This window comes from Bacteroidia bacterium (genome assembly GCA_025056095.1).
In the GTDB taxonomy this organism is placed as follows: Bacteria; Bacteroidota; Bacteroidia; order JANWVE01; family JANWVE01; genus JANWVE01.
The window spans coordinates 1-17976 of the sequence record JANWVW010000037.1 but is presented as its reverse complement, the minus strand read 5'-3'; the positions used below and the strand labels follow the sequence as shown (position 1 = coordinate 17976).

The window sequence follows — 17976 nt, the reverse complement described above, 5'->3', positions numbered from 1 at the left end:
TTTGTTGGGTTTTTTGATGTTATTTTTGCGTGTGGATTGCGTGGGGGGTGCGACAGCACGGTGCGCAGCGACGCGTAGCACCGAAGCGAATGCTTAGCCCGTAGCACGCCGACCTTGCCCAAGCGAGCGCAGCGAGCATTGGGCAAGGGCACGCCCAAAAAAATAAAATATACTAAAACTTAACCTACCGAATTTGCATAACTGTCTATCTTTGTACCAATGAACAAACTAATACAAACTTACCTTGCTTCAAATTGGCTAAAAAATTTACCTAACTACATTACTCAAACACAATTTATTCACCTTTCGGGAATTTCAGGCGGACTGCTGCCAGTTAGCATAGCCACGGCTTTTTACAGAAATGTATCTAACATACTTTACATTGCCCAAGATAAAGAAGAAGCACTCTACGCATACAACGACCTCAATAACTTGGGCATTCCCACTCTGTTTATGCCATCAGCCTACAAAAGACCTTTTCAATATCAAACAGAAAATGTAGAAAATACACAACTTTTACAACGTATTCAAGTACTTAATCACATCGTAGAGCAAAAACCTTTTGTCATTGTTACATATCCCGAAGCTATTGCTGAAAAGGTCATCAAAAAGGAATACTTGCAAAAAAATAAAATTTACGTTCAAACAGGGAATACGTTAGATATTCAGTTTATAGTAGAACTATTACAGGAATACGCCTTTGAACAGGTAGATATTGTGTACGAAGCAGGACAATTTGCTGTGCGCGGAGGTATTATTGACGTGTTTTCTTACGCTGCACCCTACCCCTACCGAATTGAACTATGGGGCGATACTGTACAATCTATTAGAACTTTTGACCCTGAAACTCAACTTTCTATCCAAAACGTAGATACAATAACTCTTTTGCCTGATATTCAAACCCACTACCAAGAGAACTCTCATATTTCCTTGATGGAATTTTTGCCAAATAAAACGGTAGCTTTTGTCAAAAACTTGGACTTTGTTACACAAATGATATCAAAATGCTTTGAAACCGCAGTAAAAACCTTTTTTGATGCCCAACAAGATAAAACGATTTCTATCCATTACGTTCCTGAACAAGCTTTTATTCACTCGGAAGAGTTTATCAAACACCTAACTCAATGGCACACCGTAATAGAATGTGGTAATAAGCCTTATTTTAATCCTACGCAAGTTTTACATGTAGAAAGTCAAGGATTGCCTACTTTCATGCGCAACTTTGATAACTTTATCAAGCACATTCAGCAGTACGAAAAAGCTAACTACAAAACTTTTATCTGCGCAGAAAATGAAAAACAAATTCAGCGGATTCAAGAGATTTTTGAAGATAAAGACCTAAATATAGCTTTTACACCGTTGCAAATTGGGCTTTCCGCAGGATTTATTGACCATACTTACAAAGTTGTATGCTATACAGACCACCAAATTTTTGAGAAATACTATCGGTATAAAGAACCTAAATTTTTCAAAAAAAGCGAAGCGCTTACTATTCAAGAGTTTAAGGATCTCAAGCCAGGGGACTACGTAGTTCATATTGACTACGGCATAGCTAAATTCGGAGGTTTAGAGACATTAGAATTAGCAGGTAAAAAACAAGAGTGCATGAAGCTTTTTTATGAAGGGGGAGATGTGTTATACGTTAGTGTGCATAGTTTGCATAAGGTTTCTAAGTATGCAGGTAAAGAAGGAAGTGTCCCTCGTTTGCATAAGTTAGGTTCGGCTACTTGGCGTAAAGCCAAGGAGAAGACTAAAAAACGCGTCAAAGAATTAGCGTTTGACCTTTTAACTTTGTATGCTAAGCGAAAATTACAACAGGGTTTTGCTTGCGCCCCTGACAACTACCTGAACTACGAACTAGAAGCAAATTTTATGTACGAAGATACGCCTGACCAAATTAAAGCTTGGGAAGAAATTAAAAAAGACATGGAGTCCCCTCGTCCTATGGATAGGCTGCTCTGCGGAGATGTAGGGTGCGGCAAAACAGAGTTAGCTATTCGTGCAGCTTTTAAGGCAGTAGTCAATGGTAAGCAAGTAGCGGTATTAGTACCTACCACAGTACTGGCTACGCAGCACTATCATACTTTTCAAGAGCGGTTACAAAACTTTGGGGTTAATATACGAGTATTGAGTCGTTTTAGAAGCCAAAAGGAAATTAAAGAAACTTTGTCTATGCTCAAAGAAGGCAAAGTAGATATTGTAATTGGAACGCATCGTTTAGTTTCTAAAGATGTAGAGTTCAAAGATTTAGGGCTGCTGATAATTGATGAAGAGCAGAAGTTTGGCGTTGGCGTTAAGGAGAAACTTCGCACTATTAAAGAGAATGTAGATACTCTTACTTTGACAGCTACGCCTATTCCAAGAACCTTGTATTTTTCTCTTATGGGCGCAAGAGATTTAAGCACTATCAAAACGATGCCGCCCAATCGCCAGCCTGTGCATACCGAAGTATTAAACTTTAATGAGCAGGTAATAAAAAATGCAATTGAGTACGAGCTGAGTCGTAATGGTCAAGTCTATTTTGTGCATAACCGAGTGGAAGATATTTACAGCATAGCCAGCTTAGTACAAAACTTAGTGCCACATGCCCGTATTTTAGTTGGACATGGACAAATGCAAAGTGAAAAGTTGGAAGAAGTGATGACTAAGTTTGTAGAGCATCAAGCAGATGTTTTAGTTTGTACTACAATTATTGAATCGGGTTTGGACATTCCGAATGCAAATACCATTATTATTCACAATGCGCATTTATTCGGGCTAAGCGATTTGCATCAAATGCGGGGGCGCGTAGGGCGTTCTAACAAAAAAGCTTTTTGCTATTTGCTTGTTCCATCTTTGGCATCTTTACCTACGGAGCAGAGAAAGAGATTAGAACTTTTAGAAGAATACTCGGATTTAGGCGCAGGTTTTTCTATTGCCTTAAAAGATCTTGAAATTCGCGGTTCAGGAGATTTATTAGGTGCAGACCAAAGCGGATTTATCAACGAAATGGGCTTTGAAACCTATCAACAAATTCTCAATGAAGCTATTCAGGAGCTGAAAAAAGAACAATTTTCACACATTTTTCCCGAAGAGAAAGATATAAGCCCAGTAGATTGCGTCATAGAAACCGATGAAGAGCTTCGCATACCGGATACTTATGTTTCCAATATTGCCCTACGTATGAATCTTTACACTGAACTGTCTAAAATAGACAATGAAGCGGATTTGAACTCATTTAAGAACCAGTTACAAGACCGTTTTGGACCTTTGCCAGGTATGGTACAAAGTTTAGTGGAAAGTATGAAGCTCAAATGGTTAGGTAAGTCGTTAGGATTAGAGAAAATAAGTTTCAAAAATCATGTAGTCAAGTGTTATTTTATTCCTGATAAAAATGCTCCCTTTTTCAAAAGTGAAGCTTTTGGGAAGTTATTAGAGTACGTAGCGAAAAATGGTAAAACACACAGTTTGAAGCAAATTAAAGAACAACTCATATTAGGTATTCAGCCAATTGCAGATATACCTGAAGTTGTGAAGAGTATTGAAAAGTTGGTAAGTTTTATACAACTAGATAAAAATGAAGTACCTATGAAGAGTTGATTAGAATGAGAGTGGGCAAGTTTGAGTTTTTGAGATAAAAATTGTGCGGCATCGCTTTGCGGCGCCGCACGTATTTACTTCTTGTAACTTACAGCTTAGATAGCAGCTCTTTTTTCTTTTGGTTAAACTCTTCTTCGGTTAGAATTCCTGCGGCTTTAAGTTCGCCAAGTTCTTTGAGTGTAGCCATAATTTTAGCTCTTTCATCTTCTTGTGGGGAGGTATTTTTCTGTTGTGTATTCATCATGTTGTTTGAGTTCATCATTTGGTTCATCATTTGAAATTGCATTTGCATTTTCATAAATTCGCTCATCTCACTTCCGCTTGTGTTGGGTTTATCCATGCTATTTGCCATTTGAAACTGCATAAACTTATTCATATCCGTAACCTGATTCATCATATTGAGTTTAGTTTGCATTTCAAGGTTTTGCATTTCGAGTTCCATTATTTTTTGTCTGCGCTGCATAGTAATATCTATGCCTTTTGCGGTCATTTCATCAATAGCTTTTTGGATATTTTCAGGTACGGAGATGCTTTCTATGTAGAACCTTGTAATTTCTATACCATAATCTTTAATTTCTTCTTGGAGTATAGGTTTGAGTTGTTCGCCCATTTCTGTGTAGAACATGGCTAAATCTAGTATTGACTTACCTGCTTTAGCCACTGTGGATACAAATCGGCTGATGATAGCGCTGCGTAGAACATGTTTGACTTCTTCGGAGGTAATTTCGGGGTTTGTTCCTGCTACTTCGCGGAAGAATTTTGGGGGATTACTAACTCTGAAAGTATATGTTCCGAAGGCTCTTAGTTGAACTTGCCCAAATTCAGGGTCGCGTACGGGGATGGGTTGTGGTGTTCCCCACTTCATATCTGCAAATTGGCGGGTATTGATGAAGTAAATATCTACCTTGAAGGGGGAGTTAAAAGCATATTTCCAGCTTTTAAGTTTAGTAATGATAGGCATGTTGTCTGTACTGAGTCTGTGTAGTCCAGGTTTAAATACCTCCATTTCTGCGTCAGAGTAATTGGTCATTATCTGTCCTTTATTTAGGACTAGAGCCACTTGCGATTCCCTTACTGTGAGCTGAGCACCGTTTTTTATTGCACAATCATTATCAGGAAATTTCCAGATAATGGTATCGCGGTCAGCGTCTACCCATTCAATGACGTCAATGGCTTCATTTTTTAGAAAGCTGAATAACCCCATAGTGGTAAAATTTTTGTACAAATATAAGATTATTTTTTGAAAATGGGTACGGTGGAACAGGGTTCACCGTACATTATTTTTTCTGCAACGGCGCGTAGCCTGCGGGTGGCTTCTACGTAAGCATACACAGGTACTTTGACCTTAGAGCATCCTTTGACTACCACTTTTTGATTAGCATATTTCTCCCAATCTACTTCAGAAAGCGCTTTTTGGTACAATGCTCTTTCTAGATCGTCCAAAGTACCAAACACAAAATAGTGTGCTATACCTTCTAATTTAGCTGCTAAAAGCATGTAAGCCCATGTGGGCACGATAGCATCCGCACTGCAAGTGATAGCTACATTTTTGTCTTTGTATTGTGTGAAGTCATGGTTTTTGATAAACTCTCTGAAATCTTTTTCTCTAAGTATCATGCCCATATAGAGCTGGTCTTTTATGTCTAACACAACTCGCTCATGAGGATCGTAGAGGTCTTCAAGATTAAATACTTGTAGGTTGCTATTGGCTACTCTGTTTACAATTTCTCCTGAAACTTGTAGGTCATTTAGTTCGTTCATCATACAAATTTAACACAAATTTGTTAAAACATATTCCGTGCGTTCAGTTTTTTGATTGATATTCAGGAACACAAGCTTCTTGTATTTTTCTGCCTAATTTTAAAAATTTTTGATTATCAATGCGCTATGCAAAAAGCGGACTAAAAACTACGAATTTCGTAGCATATTGGGAATTTTTTGGGTATTCATGGAAACGTCGTGTAGCTAAAATCTGGTTTGTAAGTATAAGAAAAGCAGTTTTTGAGTGTCAGGCTTTTTGAGTAAGTAGGTGTTTTTTGAAGTATTTTATTTTTTGAAAGATTGTTTTGAGTTCAATTGCGTGAGGCATGCGAAGGGCGTGCGTCAGCACGGTGCGTAGCGAAGCGAAGCACCGAAGCGAAAGCGTAGCCCGTAGCACGCCGACCTTGCCCACACAAGCGCAAGCGAAGTGTGGGCAAGGGCACGCCCAAAAAAAAGAAAAAATTAAAAGTCCAAAAAACACATAATTAAGGCAATAAAGTTTGTATTTTTTGACGAAGCGCTTCGCCGCGCAAATTTTTTGCAATAATCCTGCCCTCTCTATCTAAAATAAAGGTTTTAGGAATGCTATTCACTCCGTACTCTCTTGCCGCAGCCGATTGCCAATGTTTTAGGTCGCTAATATGTACCCAAGCTAAATTATCTTGGCGAATAGCTTGTTTCCAAGCATTCGCATCCCTATCCAAAGATACACCTATAATCTCCAAACCTTTGTGCTTGAACTCATTGTACAAACGAACCATATTCGGATTTTCCATACGACAAGGTCCACACCAACTTGCCCAAAAATCCACAATCAAAATTTTACCTCTGTAATCTTTTGTGCTAACTATTTTGCCACTTGTATCAGGTAAAGCAATTTCCATTACCTTCCCAATCTGTGCTTTAAGAAAAGCCGATAAAATAGACTTGAAATCTGCTAAAAATGGACTTTTGGGATAATTTTTTTCAAATCGCTGATAAATAGTCGCTGCGGCATCAGGCATAAGTCTAAGCGCTCCCCATATCGCACTTTTGTAAATGACTTCCTGCATTAGTGTATTTTTAGCCGACTTGCTTAGCAGTGTATCCAATTTTTGCAAACAAAATTCCTCCCCACTCGCAATAACAAACTGAAAATATGCACTCAACTTTTCATGAAACAAATAATGATAAGCATAGATGCTTTGAGTAAAATCAACATAATCAAAAAAATGGTCATAAATCCATTCGGCTTCATTACCTTGTCTGTTCCAAGCTGGATAATCATAAATTTGAGCAGTAACTCTCTCTACTTCGTTATGACTGTTTCTACACCGAAGTAGATACTCTTGCTTTGCAACAATTAAACTATCTGTTTTCTTTTGAATGCTTTCATACTCTGTAAAAGGCGCTTTGGCAATACGATTACGCATCTCTTGTATGTCTCGGTCAAATTGATGGATGGTATTTATCAAGGTATATAATCGCTGATTGTCTGAATTCTGCTCAAAAACAAGCTCAAAATTTCCTTTTTTGTAGGTAACCTCAACCTTGACTTTTGATTCTGTACCTAACCAAATTGCTTTGGCTTCTTTGGAATGATAACCAAACAAATAGGTTCCTTTGTGCTTTACAGAATAAGAAGCTACGACTTCAGACTTACCTTTACAACGGATGTAATGAATAGGTTTATTGTTTTGAGTAATGTCAAACAGATATAGAGTGTCTTTACTTAGCTCGGGTTCTGATATTTTTACAGTAATTTGAACAGTGTTTTGCGCATAAGTACAAAAGACAGAAAACGCAAAAACTGCATAAATCCACGTTCTCATATACACAAAGGTACAAAAGTAACTAACTGAAATGAACAAAAACAAACTAAATTAGACACAGAAAAAAATGAAAAAACTTGCATATACCAGGCTTAATTTGTATATTTGCGTAGTGATATAAAAGTGAAATTTTTCAGCTATGAAAAAATACGTTACAATACTTTTGTTGAGTGTATTTTTAAGTACTGTAAGCGCGTTTAGTTTACCTTACCCTAGTGCGCCTGAAAAAATAGACGATCAAAACTTACCTATTCTGGGGGAAGTGATCATTTATCCTAATCCTATTACGGAGAGTGCAACTATCACTTTTACATTATCAAAAACAGAACCTGTAACTATAGAGATTTATTCACTCATTGGGCAAAAGGTAGCAACTATAGCTAAAAATGAAGTTTTTCACACAGGTGTCAATAGCATTACCATTAACAAGGACGCTTTGAAACTAACCTCTTCCCTATACCTTTTAAGCATTACTTGTGATGGAAAAACTAAGAATTACAAGCTTTTTGTACGATAACTTGACTTTTTAGCTTGCATAAATAATAGCAAATTTTGAATTTTGCCCCCGATATGAGCTTAAAGTGCGGCATTGTGGGGCTGCCCAACGTGGGTAAATCAACACTATTTAACGCTATTTCTACGGGCAAAGCCGAAGCAGCAAACTATCCTTTTTGCACTATTGAACCGAACTTAGGCACTATCATTGTCCCTGATAAACGCTTGGAAAAATTGGCGGAGATTGTAAAACCGCAAAATGTAGTCCCTACAGTAGTTCAGATTGTAGATATTGCAGGATTAGTCAAAGGAGCAAGCAACAATGAAGGATTGGGGAATAAATTTCTTTCTCACATCCGAGAAGTAGATGCTATTATGCATGTTATTCGCTGCTTTGAAGATCCTAATATTGTACATGTTAATGGAAAAGTAGATGCTCTGCATGATAAAGAAATTGTAGATATTGAATTACAGTTAAAAGATCTTGAAAGCATAGAAAGAAAATTAGAAAAGATAAGCCGTGCCGCTAAAACAGGAGATAAAATAGCCCAACAGACAGAATCTGTACTGTTGGCTTTCAAAAAGCATTTAGAAATGGGAAACCCAGCAAGAAGTTTAGTTACTACACCTGAAGAACGTGCTTTAATTGCAGACTTGAATTTACTTACTGATAAACCTGTAATGTATGTTTGTAATGTGGGTGAAAAAGACGTTCATACTGGAAATGAGCATACTAAAAAAATACAAGAGGTTGCTCAAAAAGAAGGAGCAGAGGTAATTTTAGTTTGTGCGGCTTTGGAAGCAGAAATAGCTGCAATGGAAAATGAAAATGATAGAAAAGAGTTTTTAGAAGCTTTGGGTTGGGAAGAACCAGGGTTATATAAGGTTATTCGTGCGGCTTATCGTTTATTAAACTTAATTACTTACTTTACAGCAGGACCGAAGGAGGTTCGAGCTTGGACTATTCCCAAAGGTACAAAAGCGCCCCAAGCTGCAGGTGTTATCCATAGTGATTTTGAGAAGGGATTTATTCGCGCAGAGGTAATAAGCTATGAGGATTTTGTACAGTACGGCGGAGAGCAGGCTGTAAAAGATGCAGGTAAGCTACGAATAGAAGGCAAAGACTACGTTGTGCAAGACGGCGATGTTATGCATTTTCGTTCAGGTTTATAATGCTGCTGCATGAAATTGTAACTATTTTTTTATTCTTAAATGATTTTTGGTTAGTATTGCAATTGTGTGAAAAATATAAATATAGAAAATAGACGCCATGAAGGTCAAAATTATATTGAATAAACAAAGTAAATACGGATTAGTACCTTTTAATCATCTGAATGAACTCTACCAACTCATTTTGGGCATCATGGAGAGTAAGTACTCTGTTTTTGAACCTATCATAAAACCTTATGCAAAAACGCATCGAGACTTTAATCTATTTACTTTTTCGGGTATAAAAGGTTTTAGCAAAGTAGAAAATAACGCGCTCAATTTTCAATCTAAAAAATTATCTTGGGTGATTAGCTCCCCTATTGAAGCTTTTTTAGACAAAGTATTAGATGAACTTTTTAGAATGCCTGTAATTAAAATTGGAGATATTTTGGTCAATCCTATACAAACCGAAGTTATTCCTGCACCCAATTTTCACCGAGCTATAAAATACTTAGCGCTATCCCCATTAGTATTAGATAGAGAGGAGCAGAATATTCATTCGCCTGAAAGTGAAACTTTTTCAGATAAATTATTTGACAGTACTATCAGAAGAATGATAGAATTTTATGGGGATTCCTTGCCTTACAATCAAATGACAGAATTTCAATTCATTCCTGATAAAGAGTACCTCGAACGTATGAAAAATCAACGTAAGGAAGTGGCACGTGAATACACTACTGTTAAATATGGCAAGGTAAAAACCTACTTAATGCCTTTTGTATTATACGCACATCCCAAAATTCACGAATTTGTTTGGGATACAGGAGTAGGAGATATTACAGAAGAGGGTTTTGGCGGCGTAGATGTACTGAAATAATTTTTTACCTTTCATAGCTGGCGTACCATCATAATAAAAAGTGTAGCAACTAATAACAACTTTTATTCATACTCAATAATACAATCAAATACTTTCTCAAACTTTTGTAGTACAATTTTTTGGGCTACTTCTTCGTTCACTTTTTCTTGCAAGACTTCAGCAAGGCTAGTTACACCTTTATCCTGGATCCCACAAGGGATAATGTATTCAAAATATTTGAGGTCTGTATTGAGATTGAAAGCAAAGCCGTGCATAGTTACCCAATGGCTGCAGCGTACTCCAAAAGCAGCAATTTTTTTAGGTTGTCCTTGTACATTTACCCAAACGCCTGTAAGCTTAGGAATACGATAGCCCTCAATTCCATACTCTTGTAAGGTTAGAATGATTACTTCTTCCAAATTTCTCATGTAGAGATGTAAATCTGTAGAAAAATAGTCTAAATTGAGAATAGGATAGCCAACTAGCTGCCCTTTTCCGTGATAAGTGATATCTCCTCCGCGATTGATAGGCACAAAAGTAGCACCTATTTTTTGTAACTCGTTTTCATTGAGTAATAAATGTTCTTTTTTGCCATTTTTACCCAAAGTGTAGACATGCGGATGCTCGCAAAATAGCAAGTAATTAGGGGTAGTATCAGGTATTTTTTTATTCCGATTATTGAGTTTAATTTTTACAATCTGTTGTAAAAGCTGTTCTTGTAAGTTCCAAGTTTCGTAATAATCTGCGTTAGGTAAGTAGCGAAAGTATACAACAGGCTTATTCCGCATACAGGCTTTTTAATTTTTCTATCATCTGCTCTAAAGAAAACAATTTTGTTACAGTATCATATCCATTGAGAGCAAGATTTTTTGCTAATTCAGGTTCATTTAAAAGCCGGATGCAGCTTTGATAGATAGCTTCACTATCACAATATGGTACAACTAGGGCATTTTTTTCATGCTCAATAAAACTGTGTGCAATTCCTGACAGTGTAAAAATACAAGGTTTTTGGGCAAAAAGTGCCTCAATATATGTTTGACCAAAAGGTTCTTTATCTGGACCCGTAGGCACGTGCACGTATATGTCAAAAAGAGCGTATAGGTTAGCAATATCAGGTTCGAATTCTATGACTTGATAATTTTTTTGAGGGATGTCTTGTAGAAGTGCTTGTATTCGGGGCTTGTAAATTCCCCTTGCATTTGCAAGTAGCAGCTTAGCATTAGGATAGTCTTGTAAAATTTTTTTGAAAGCAGGAATAATATACTCAACTCCTTTTTCTTTTACCCAACGCGCAATAACACCTATCACAGGATATTGATTATCACAGTTATATTTGGACTTTAGTATTTTCGTTTTTTGAAAATCTACCTGCTGCCAAGTCTCAAATCTAAAACCGTGTGGAATAAAGCGAATTTTTTCAGATACAGCATTTTCATTTTCTATTAAAAACTCACCCATTCTTTGCGTAAGGACAACAATATGAGTTGCCCATTGATTGCACCACACATCATATTTTACTGCCTTAGGGTTTTCCTCCCAATGATACAAAAAATGATGCCTTGTGTAAACTCTTTTGGGAATAGAAGCTAGTTTAGCTGCGAATAAACCTACTAAACTAGCTTCAAACAAATGACAATGTACTACATCAGGTTTCCACTTTTTCAAGGTTAAATAAGTTTTTAATAAAGCGAAGGGAATATCTTTTTTAGTTCTTAAATGAATGCGCTTTACTCTTATATTTTTTGAAGCTAAGTAGTTCTCTAATGTGCTTTCTTTTGGATTGAGTAATATAAAAGAAAGTTCAAAGTTTGTGTTTTGCAGAGCTTCTGCGGTCCATTCAAAAACTAATGCTTTGTCAATATTAGAGATAATGTAAGTGATTTTTTTAGACATTTGTCTATTTTTGAAGCGAATATACTAAGACTTTCCAAGCCTCTTGTACTTTATTTTGGCTTAGTAAATGTTTAGCGGTAGTATGCAGAGCTTCTTTATCTAAATTTTGATAATTATTCTGCTGTACAAAAGTTTGTGCATCTTCAGCGGTAGGGATTTGAGCTACATTTCCCAATTTACCTAAGTCATTTCCTGTGAGAATAGGGCTATAACGTATAGGTTCAGGAATGTTATCTATACCTATGCCCAAAGAAGCAAGGGGCTTAGCTACTTCAAAAAGACACTCGCCGTAAGCTTTGGCATAAAAATCTAATCCTAAGCGGGCTACTAACTGCACTTTTTCAGGCAAAATAGCACCATTTTCTAATACAGGAATATCTTCTCGCACATGTATAGCTACTACTTCACAAATAACCAAATTGCCGCTACCAGGTAACTCCCCTAGGGGAATAACCTGCCTTATCTGACATTCCATTTGCACAGGAGACTCTTTTACGCGGGGAGGTTTTACATAAATAGAAGGTTCTTCAGTAAAACCTGCTTTGATAAATTCATTAACCCCCTCAGGGTATTCGGTAGAAGCTAAATTAACTTGCTCTACCATATCATAGCTTACTACGTTAATCACACATTCAGGAATTTTTTTTACATTTTCTAAAGTGTGTTTAGTAGTGTTATCTCTTACTCTGCGAGAGGGCGAAAAAACTAATATCGGTGGATTGACACTAAATAAATTAAAAAAACTAAAAGGTGATAAATTTACTTGATTTTTCTCATTTATTGTAGAAACAAAGGCTATTGGACGAGGTGCAACTGAACTTTGTAATAAATTGAACAAAAAAGGAATTTTTTGCTCTTTAGCTATAAATACAGGCATGCTGCAAATCTAAAAAGAATTCAGTAGTAGATTGAGTAACTTTGATAACACTTACGTAGAATTATTTATGTGATAGCAATAACATCAAAATGTAGACCTTCAAAATTAGTTTTTGACGTTATTGGTCTATTGTCCTGTGCAGCGTAAATGTGGGAATAGTATTTTTCTAAAAAAGAAATAAGTTCTACGGCAGAGCTTTTTTGTGCCTTTAAATTTTTATCATTAACTTCTACAAATAAAGTTGGCTTATCTCTTCGGATTACATTTTCTCCCCCCTTTAAGACATGATATTCAAAACCTTCTACGTCTATTTTGATAAAATCTACTTTTTCAATCTTTTCTTGTTCAACAAAGTCATCTATTCTTTTTATCTCAATGTTTGCGGGCATATTTGCTTCTAACTGAATCCTATTTCCTCCACGATTATTAGCCGTATCTGAAGCAAGGTAAAACTTGCCATTTTCATTTCCAAAGCCAAAATTAAAAGCGAAAATATTGTTGTATGCATTCAAGCTCAAGTTATGGACTAATTTTCTGAAACAGAATGATTCAGGTTCAAAGACATATATTTTTGCATCGCTAGGGGCGTATTTGGCAAAAAATAAAGCTGTTTCCCCAAAGTTTGCCCCTATGTCAAAAATTATTTTTTTATCCCTGACCAATTCATACAATTTTTCTCTCGGTTCGGCACGGATACCAAAGTACAAAAGCCACTCCATATAATCACTGATATCTAATTCAAAGTTCAGTCCTTCAATATTCACTTTTCTGATTGTAGGTGAGGAGTATTGATAATTGTTAGCAGGAATTTTTGACAAAAATGAACCTGCCGATGAACCATTTGTTATTTTTCGTATTATACGCTCTGCAAGTTGGTTTTTGAATAAAGTTCTTAAAGTGTTAAAAAATTTAGTTTTTAGACCTATTTTTTTGTTCATCAGTAAAATTAACCTCGTTGTATTTTTGATATGTTTTTAAGAATACAAATATACAAAGCAAAATATCAGGATTAAAAGATTTTTGTTTATACCTTTGCTCTACTTTATTTGTTATGTTAAGCAGATTTATTATTCTTATAGTTGCTCTTTTTGAACTTTTTCGTTTGCATGCACAGAATACTGCCCCGAGATTAAATAATTTAATGTGGTATAGCTTTATTTCGGTAATATCTTACAGGCAGTGGTACTGGCAAGCAGAAATACATGAACGGCATTTGTTAGAACCTGTTTTGCAACACCAATTTTTGTTACGTTACGCTTTGTATAGAAAGCTAGGACCTGACTGGGCTACTTGCGCAGGTATCTCATATCTGGCCCATAATACGTTTAGAAGTCAAATTTTACAGGGCATATTTCCTCATGTTGAAGTAGAGCATCAAGAAAGAATAAGACAAGTAAACGTTACTCATAATTATAGATTTGAACTTCGCTTTTTTGATGATGGGAATATACCTAACGCATCTATACAAAGACAGTTCTATTATCACAATGTACGGATTAGATACCGCTTGCAAGTAAGCTTTCCTTTATTTGAAATAACTCATGAAAAAACTGTACGCTTACGGATATTTGATGAACTTCACTTAAATTTAGGCAGCAAATTACCTATCAATGGTTTTCATCATAATCGCTTGTACGTAGGATTAAATATTCCAACCACTAAACAGCTTTCTATGGGAATTGGATTTATGTATTGGTTGCAACAGTCAGGTAATCAAGTTTTTACGAATAGAAATATTTATTGGATAACTTTAACTCATAGGTGGAGCAAAGGATAATATATTGTTGGTTTCTAAAAATACTTTTACTTTTGTGAAAGATCTATTGCCGTTTAGGTTGCATGAAATTTAAATTGATTTTCAATTACTTTATGTCTGTACTTTATGTAACGTGCGGCACTGTTTTGTTTTTTTTACCTTCTCAACATACTGACTTGCATAGTATGTATCAAAACATTTTAGCTTTTATTTTAGTCGCGTACGGAATTTATAGATTTTTCAAAGCACGTTATGAAAACGATTAAATACAGTATCCTGCTTTTTCTGAGCCTACTTTTGATTAGCTGCAAAACAGGAAAACCTTCTGAAAAACAACAAAGAGATACACCTACCACAGGATTTATCAAAATTGCAGCAGATGAAAGTCTTGCCCCTATTGTCAATGCGGAATTAGATGTATTTTTAGCCACTTATCTGCAAGCCCATATCCAGCCAATTTATCAAGGTGAAACAGAGGTCATCAAAAGCTTGGTAGCTGATAGTGTTCGCTCTATTATTTTAGCCAGACCACTCAACAAAGCAGAAAAAGATTTTTTCATTCAAAAGAGTCTTGTTCCCAAAGAAACTAAAATAGCCACAGATGCTATCGCATTTATCGTTCATCTTTCAAATCCAGATTCAGAATTTACACCTGCACAAATAGAGAGTATTATGAGCGGTAAAATTACCCATTGGAAACAACTCAATCCTAAAAGTACACTAGACAGCATAACCATAGTTTTTGATAATCCCAATTCAAGCACAGCTAGATACGTACAAGAAAAATTCAATCACAATAAACCTTTGCCTAAGCACTTTTTTGCAGTAAATACTAACGAACAAGTAATGGAATACATTGAGAAAAACAAAAATGCAATAGGAGTAATTGGTGTAAATTGGATTAGCGACATAGATGACACTCAAATTCAAAAATTCAGAAAGAAATTTCATGTAGTAGGAATTATTGACAAGGATAATGTAGCATATCAGCCCTATCAATCGTATATTGCAGATAAACACTATCCTTATACAAGAGACATTTACTTTATTTGTACTGAACCTTACAGGGGCTTAGGTACAGGTTTAGGTGCTTTTATAGCCAGCCACAGAGGACAAAAAATTATACAAAAAGCAGGACTTGTCCCCGCTACTATGCCTGCACGAATAGTAGAGATAAAATGAGAAACTTAGTTTTGTAATAAATCAACTACAACTCTTTGCTACTTAAATAAAACTATTTAGCCCTTTTTTTTGTATATTTTGTATATCGTGTATGAACCTGTTAAGGTTTTCGGCTTTACTTTTTATCATCATAAAATGTATGACAACTGCTGCATCTACCTCTGAAAAAGACAAAAATTTCATATTGCAGAGAGTAAAAGAAATTGAACGCACTCCCAATTATCTCAATAATCCAAATTTAGTCAAAGAACTAGGAGTACTGTACTACTACCTTGCTACAGAAGAAGAAGTATACCTTGAACCTTCTAAAAAGTGTTTTGAACGTTTGAAAGTACTACAACCTGCATGGCTTGCCGTTTCAGAGGCATACTTAGCTACACTTACCGCTCTACGAGCAAAATATACGCTTTGGCCCATAGATAAACTTTCGTATGCTAATACTGCCTTAGTGCAACTAGATAAGTGTGTCAGAAAATCGCCTACTAACATAGAAATTTTGTACCTAAGAGCAGTGCTATGCCACAACTTACCTATCTTTTTTAACAGAAAAAGCACAGCTATACAAGATTGCAAAAATATTTGCAAATACATGAAACAGAGTAAATCTCTGTACCCTGTAGATTTTATTCAAGATGTAATTAGATTTCTTAAAAGTACAAACTACTTATCTCCTTACGAAATACAACTTTTAGAGAGCTGAAAAAGTAACTCATTTTGAAAACAAAAGAGCATACACTCCTAAGAGTGCATGCCCCCAAGAAATTATTTGAATTTTTGTTAGTGCTGTACTATGAAGGTATGAGTTTCTGACGCTTGTGTGCTTAAATTTTGTATTCTAACTTTATACAACCCATTCGGATAATTGTGCAGAGGTATAGAGGTTGTATTTTGCTGCTGTTCTAACATGAGTATTCTTCCATTTACATCTATGATTTGCAGTAGATAATTTGCGGGCTGCGAAGGATGTATGTACAAGTATTCTTGGGCTATAGTAGGATATACCTTAAATTGATTCTCAACCAGATTTTGAGTTATGTTGGTAGCGGAAGCGTTCAGCTTGAGTATAAATGCATCAGCTGCTTCGGCTGTTAAATTAACTGTACCAGAACCTGGGTCAAAATCACATGTTCCGTAGAATTCACCTGTAAGATATAAGTTTTCAAATGAGTCTAGCCCAATTCCGTTGATTTGTATCATTTGGTCGATATTGAGCTGTTTTACCCATTCAAAGCCACCTGTTCCACCGCTTAACTTCAATATAAAACCATTATTCATAGAGCCTGATGAAGAGTATAGAAAAGCAGTACCAGGACCTGGGTCAAAATCTACTGTATCCATAAAATTACCTGCAACGAATACATCGCCCAAAGAGTTAGTACTAATTACTGTTGCGTGTTCTAGCAATTGTCCTCCTATGCCTTTTGCCCATTCATAGTTACCCAAAGGACTTAATTTAAGTACAAAAAAATCATCTATAAAAGTACTGAAAGGATTGATAATTGCAATACCAGGACCTGGGTCAAAATCTACGGCATTGTCAAAAGTACCACAAAGTAGTATGTTGCCTGAATTATCAATTGTCATATCGTTGACAAATTCTAACCCTACACCACCTATACTCTTTGCCCACATAAAATTTCCCGCACTGTTTAGCTGGCAAATATAAAAGTCAGGCATCATGCTGGCAGCGCTAAGATTAAATGTACCTGAACCTGGATCAAAATCATTTGTACCACTAAAAATACCTGTTACAATCACATTTCCTGATGAGATTAAAACTTTTTCAGCAGCAGCAAAACTACCACTATTTCCTTTGAACTGTTTTGCCCAAATTAGCGCCCCTGAGGAGTTATACTTAGCTACAAAAGGATCAACCGAACCACCTGCAATTAAGTTATTTGTAGCGGGACCCATGTCAAAATCAGTAGTATCTTGAAACCTTCCTGCTACGTAAATATCATTAGCAGCATCCGTAGTAATACTGAGTGCTAATTCATACTGTGGACTACCTATTTTTCCTGCCCAAAGAAAACCACCCGATGGACTAAGCTTGACCAAAAACGCATCAGGATTAGAACTTGACCCTGTGGGGGATAAATTATATATACCTGCATCAGGGTCAAAATCTACTACGTCATTAAAACTGCCACATACATAGATATTCCCTAATGCATCTACGGCAACACCTGTGGCTTCTGCATACGAGGTAGAACTACTTGCCTGAAAACTTTTAGCCCATACTAAGGCTCCTAAAGAAGTGTACTTAGCTACAAAAGCGTCTGTTCCTTTGGCTATAAGGTTGAAGGTAGCTGGACCAGGATCAAAATCAACCGTGTCATTAAATCTCCCTACTACATAAGTGTCACCATTGGGTGCAGTGTAAGAGAATAAAATTCCTTCGCTGCTATTCGTACCTGTGGTATGTTTGACCCAAGCGAAAGGATAAGGCACTTGTGCTACCACACTTGAACAGAACAAGACAAGCAATAAAGCAGGAATGAACTGATAAGGTTTCATAGATGAAGAGATTAAATTTGCTCTTTATACGCTGCCGTTGAGAGCAAGTCTTTGAAAACTTCTTGTTTTTGAGTATTCGTATACCTTTGTTGAGTATTTG

The 17976-nt window shown here is 36.2% G+C and carries 16 protein-coding genes; 7 read left to right on the top strand and 9 right to left on the bottom strand.

What is annotated here, in order from left to right:
* The first annotated feature begins 219 nt into the window (after nucleotides 1-219).
* Nucleotides 220-3579 (top strand): transcription-repair coupling factor, encoded by a 3360-nt coding sequence (gene mfd, locus NZ519_04820; protein ID MCS7028068.1) that lies wholly within the window; start codon nucleotides 220-222, stop codon nucleotides 3577-3579.
* Nucleotides 3580-3667: 88 nt separating this feature from the next.
* Here the strand turns inward: mfd and NZ519_04815 are convergent, their stop codons facing one another.
* From NZ519_04815 to NZ519_04800, 4 genes are all read right to left on the bottom strand, one after another.
* Nucleotides 3668-4783, bottom strand: coding sequence for an SPFH domain-containing protein (locus NZ519_04815; protein ID MCS7028067.1), 1116 nt, complete (start codon nucleotides 4781-4783; stop codon nucleotides 3668-3670).
* Nucleotides 4784-4812: 29 nt separating this feature from the next.
* On the bottom strand, nucleotides 4813-5340 hold the full coding sequence (locus NZ519_04810) for a DUF2480 family protein (GenBank protein MCS7028066.1): 528 nt from the start codon (nucleotides 5338-5340) through the stop codon (nucleotides 4813-4815).
* A gap of 311 nt (nucleotides 5341-5651) precedes the next feature.
* Nucleotides 5652-5789, bottom strand: coding sequence for a hypothetical protein (locus NZ519_04805; protein MCS7028065.1), 138 nt, complete (start codon nucleotides 5787-5789; stop codon nucleotides 5652-5654).
* Between the two features lie 36 nt (nucleotides 5790-5825).
* Nucleotides 5826-7151: a TlpA family protein disulfide reductase gene (locus NZ519_04800; GenBank protein MCS7028064.1), complete on the bottom strand. Its 1326-nt coding sequence runs from the start codon at nucleotides 7149-7151 to the stop codon at nucleotides 5826-5828.
* A 139-nt stretch (nucleotides 7152-7290) separates the two neighbouring features.
* Here NZ519_04800 and NZ519_04795 point away from each other — a divergent pair, with 139 nt between their 5' ends.
* The 3 genes from NZ519_04795 (at nucleotide 7291) to cas6 (ending at nucleotide 9672) form a co-directional block, all read left to right on the top strand.
* Nucleotides 7291-7668, top strand: a complete 378-nt coding sequence (locus NZ519_04795) for a T9SS type A sorting domain-containing protein (GenBank protein ID MCS7028063.1) — start codon at nucleotides 7291-7293, stop codon at nucleotides 7666-7668.
* A 53-nt stretch (nucleotides 7669-7721) separates the two neighbouring features.
* Nucleotides 7722-8819 (top strand): redox-regulated ATPase YchF, encoded by a 1098-nt coding sequence (gene ychF / locus NZ519_04790; GenBank protein ID MCS7028062.1) that lies wholly within the window; start codon nucleotides 7722-7724, stop codon nucleotides 8817-8819.
* Between the two features lie 97 nt (nucleotides 8820-8916).
* Complete coding sequence (gene cas6 / locus NZ519_04785; GenBank protein MCS7028061.1) at nucleotides 8917-9672, top strand: CRISPR-associated endoribonuclease Cas6; 756 nt, start codon at nucleotides 8917-8919, stop codon at nucleotides 9670-9672.
* Nucleotides 9673-9734: 62 nt separating this feature from the next.
* On the opposite strand, the gene lipB is transcribed toward cas6, so the two are convergent.
* The 4 genes from lipB to NZ519_04765 form a co-directional block, all read right to left on the bottom strand.
* Nucleotides 9735-10439, bottom strand: coding sequence for a lipoyl(octanoyl) transferase LipB (gene lipB, locus NZ519_04780; GenBank protein ID MCS7028060.1), 705 nt, complete (start codon nucleotides 10437-10439; stop codon nucleotides 9735-9737).
* The gene (locus NZ519_04775) at nucleotides 10429-11544 is read right to left on the bottom strand and encodes a glycosyltransferase family 4 protein (GenBank protein ID MCS7028059.1); all 1116 of its coding nucleotides are present in this window, start codon (nucleotides 11542-11544) and stop codon (nucleotides 10429-10431) included. Before NZ519_04775 ends, lipB begins: the two co-directional genes overlap by 11 nt.
* Before the next feature lie 4 nt (nucleotides 11545-11548).
* Nucleotides 11549-12421: a flavin reductase family protein gene (locus NZ519_04770; GenBank protein ID MCS7028058.1), complete on the bottom strand. Its 873-nt coding sequence runs from the start codon at nucleotides 12419-12421 to the stop codon at nucleotides 11549-11551.
* Nucleotides 12422-12486: 65 nt separating this feature from the next.
* Nucleotides 12487-13359, bottom strand: coding sequence for an FkbM family methyltransferase (locus NZ519_04765; protein MCS7028057.1), 873 nt, complete (start codon nucleotides 13357-13359; stop codon nucleotides 12487-12489).
* Nucleotides 13360-13472: 113 nt separating this feature from the next.
* Here NZ519_04765 and NZ519_04760 point away from each other — a divergent pair, with 113 nt between their 5' ends.
* The 3 genes from NZ519_04760 to NZ519_04750 all read left to right on the top strand — a co-directional run bounded on the left by NZ519_04760 (nucleotide 13473) and on the right by NZ519_04750 (nucleotide 16059).
* Nucleotides 13473-14198, top strand: a complete 726-nt coding sequence (locus tag NZ519_04760) for a DUF2490 domain-containing protein (GenBank protein MCS7028056.1) — start codon at nucleotides 13473-13475, stop codon at nucleotides 14196-14198.
* A 276-nt stretch (nucleotides 14199-14474) separates the two neighbouring features.
* Nucleotides 14475-15359: a substrate-binding domain-containing protein gene (locus NZ519_04755; protein MCS7028055.1), complete on the top strand. Its 885-nt coding sequence runs from the start codon at nucleotides 14475-14477 to the stop codon at nucleotides 15357-15359.
* A 91-nt stretch (nucleotides 15360-15450) separates the two neighbouring features.
* The gene (locus tag NZ519_04750; protein ID MCS7028054.1) at nucleotides 15451-16059 is read left to right on the top strand and encodes a hypothetical protein; all 609 of its coding nucleotides are present in this window, start codon (nucleotides 15451-15453) and stop codon (nucleotides 16057-16059) included.
* A gap of 77 nt (nucleotides 16060-16136) precedes the next feature.
* Here the strand turns inward: NZ519_04750 and NZ519_04745 are convergent, their stop codons facing one another.
* A complete protein-coding gene (locus NZ519_04745) occupies nucleotides 16137-17876 on the bottom strand; it encodes a T9SS type A sorting domain-containing protein (protein MCS7028053.1) in 1740 nt (579 codons plus the stop codon).
* Nucleotides 17877-17976 lie beyond the last annotated feature (100 nt).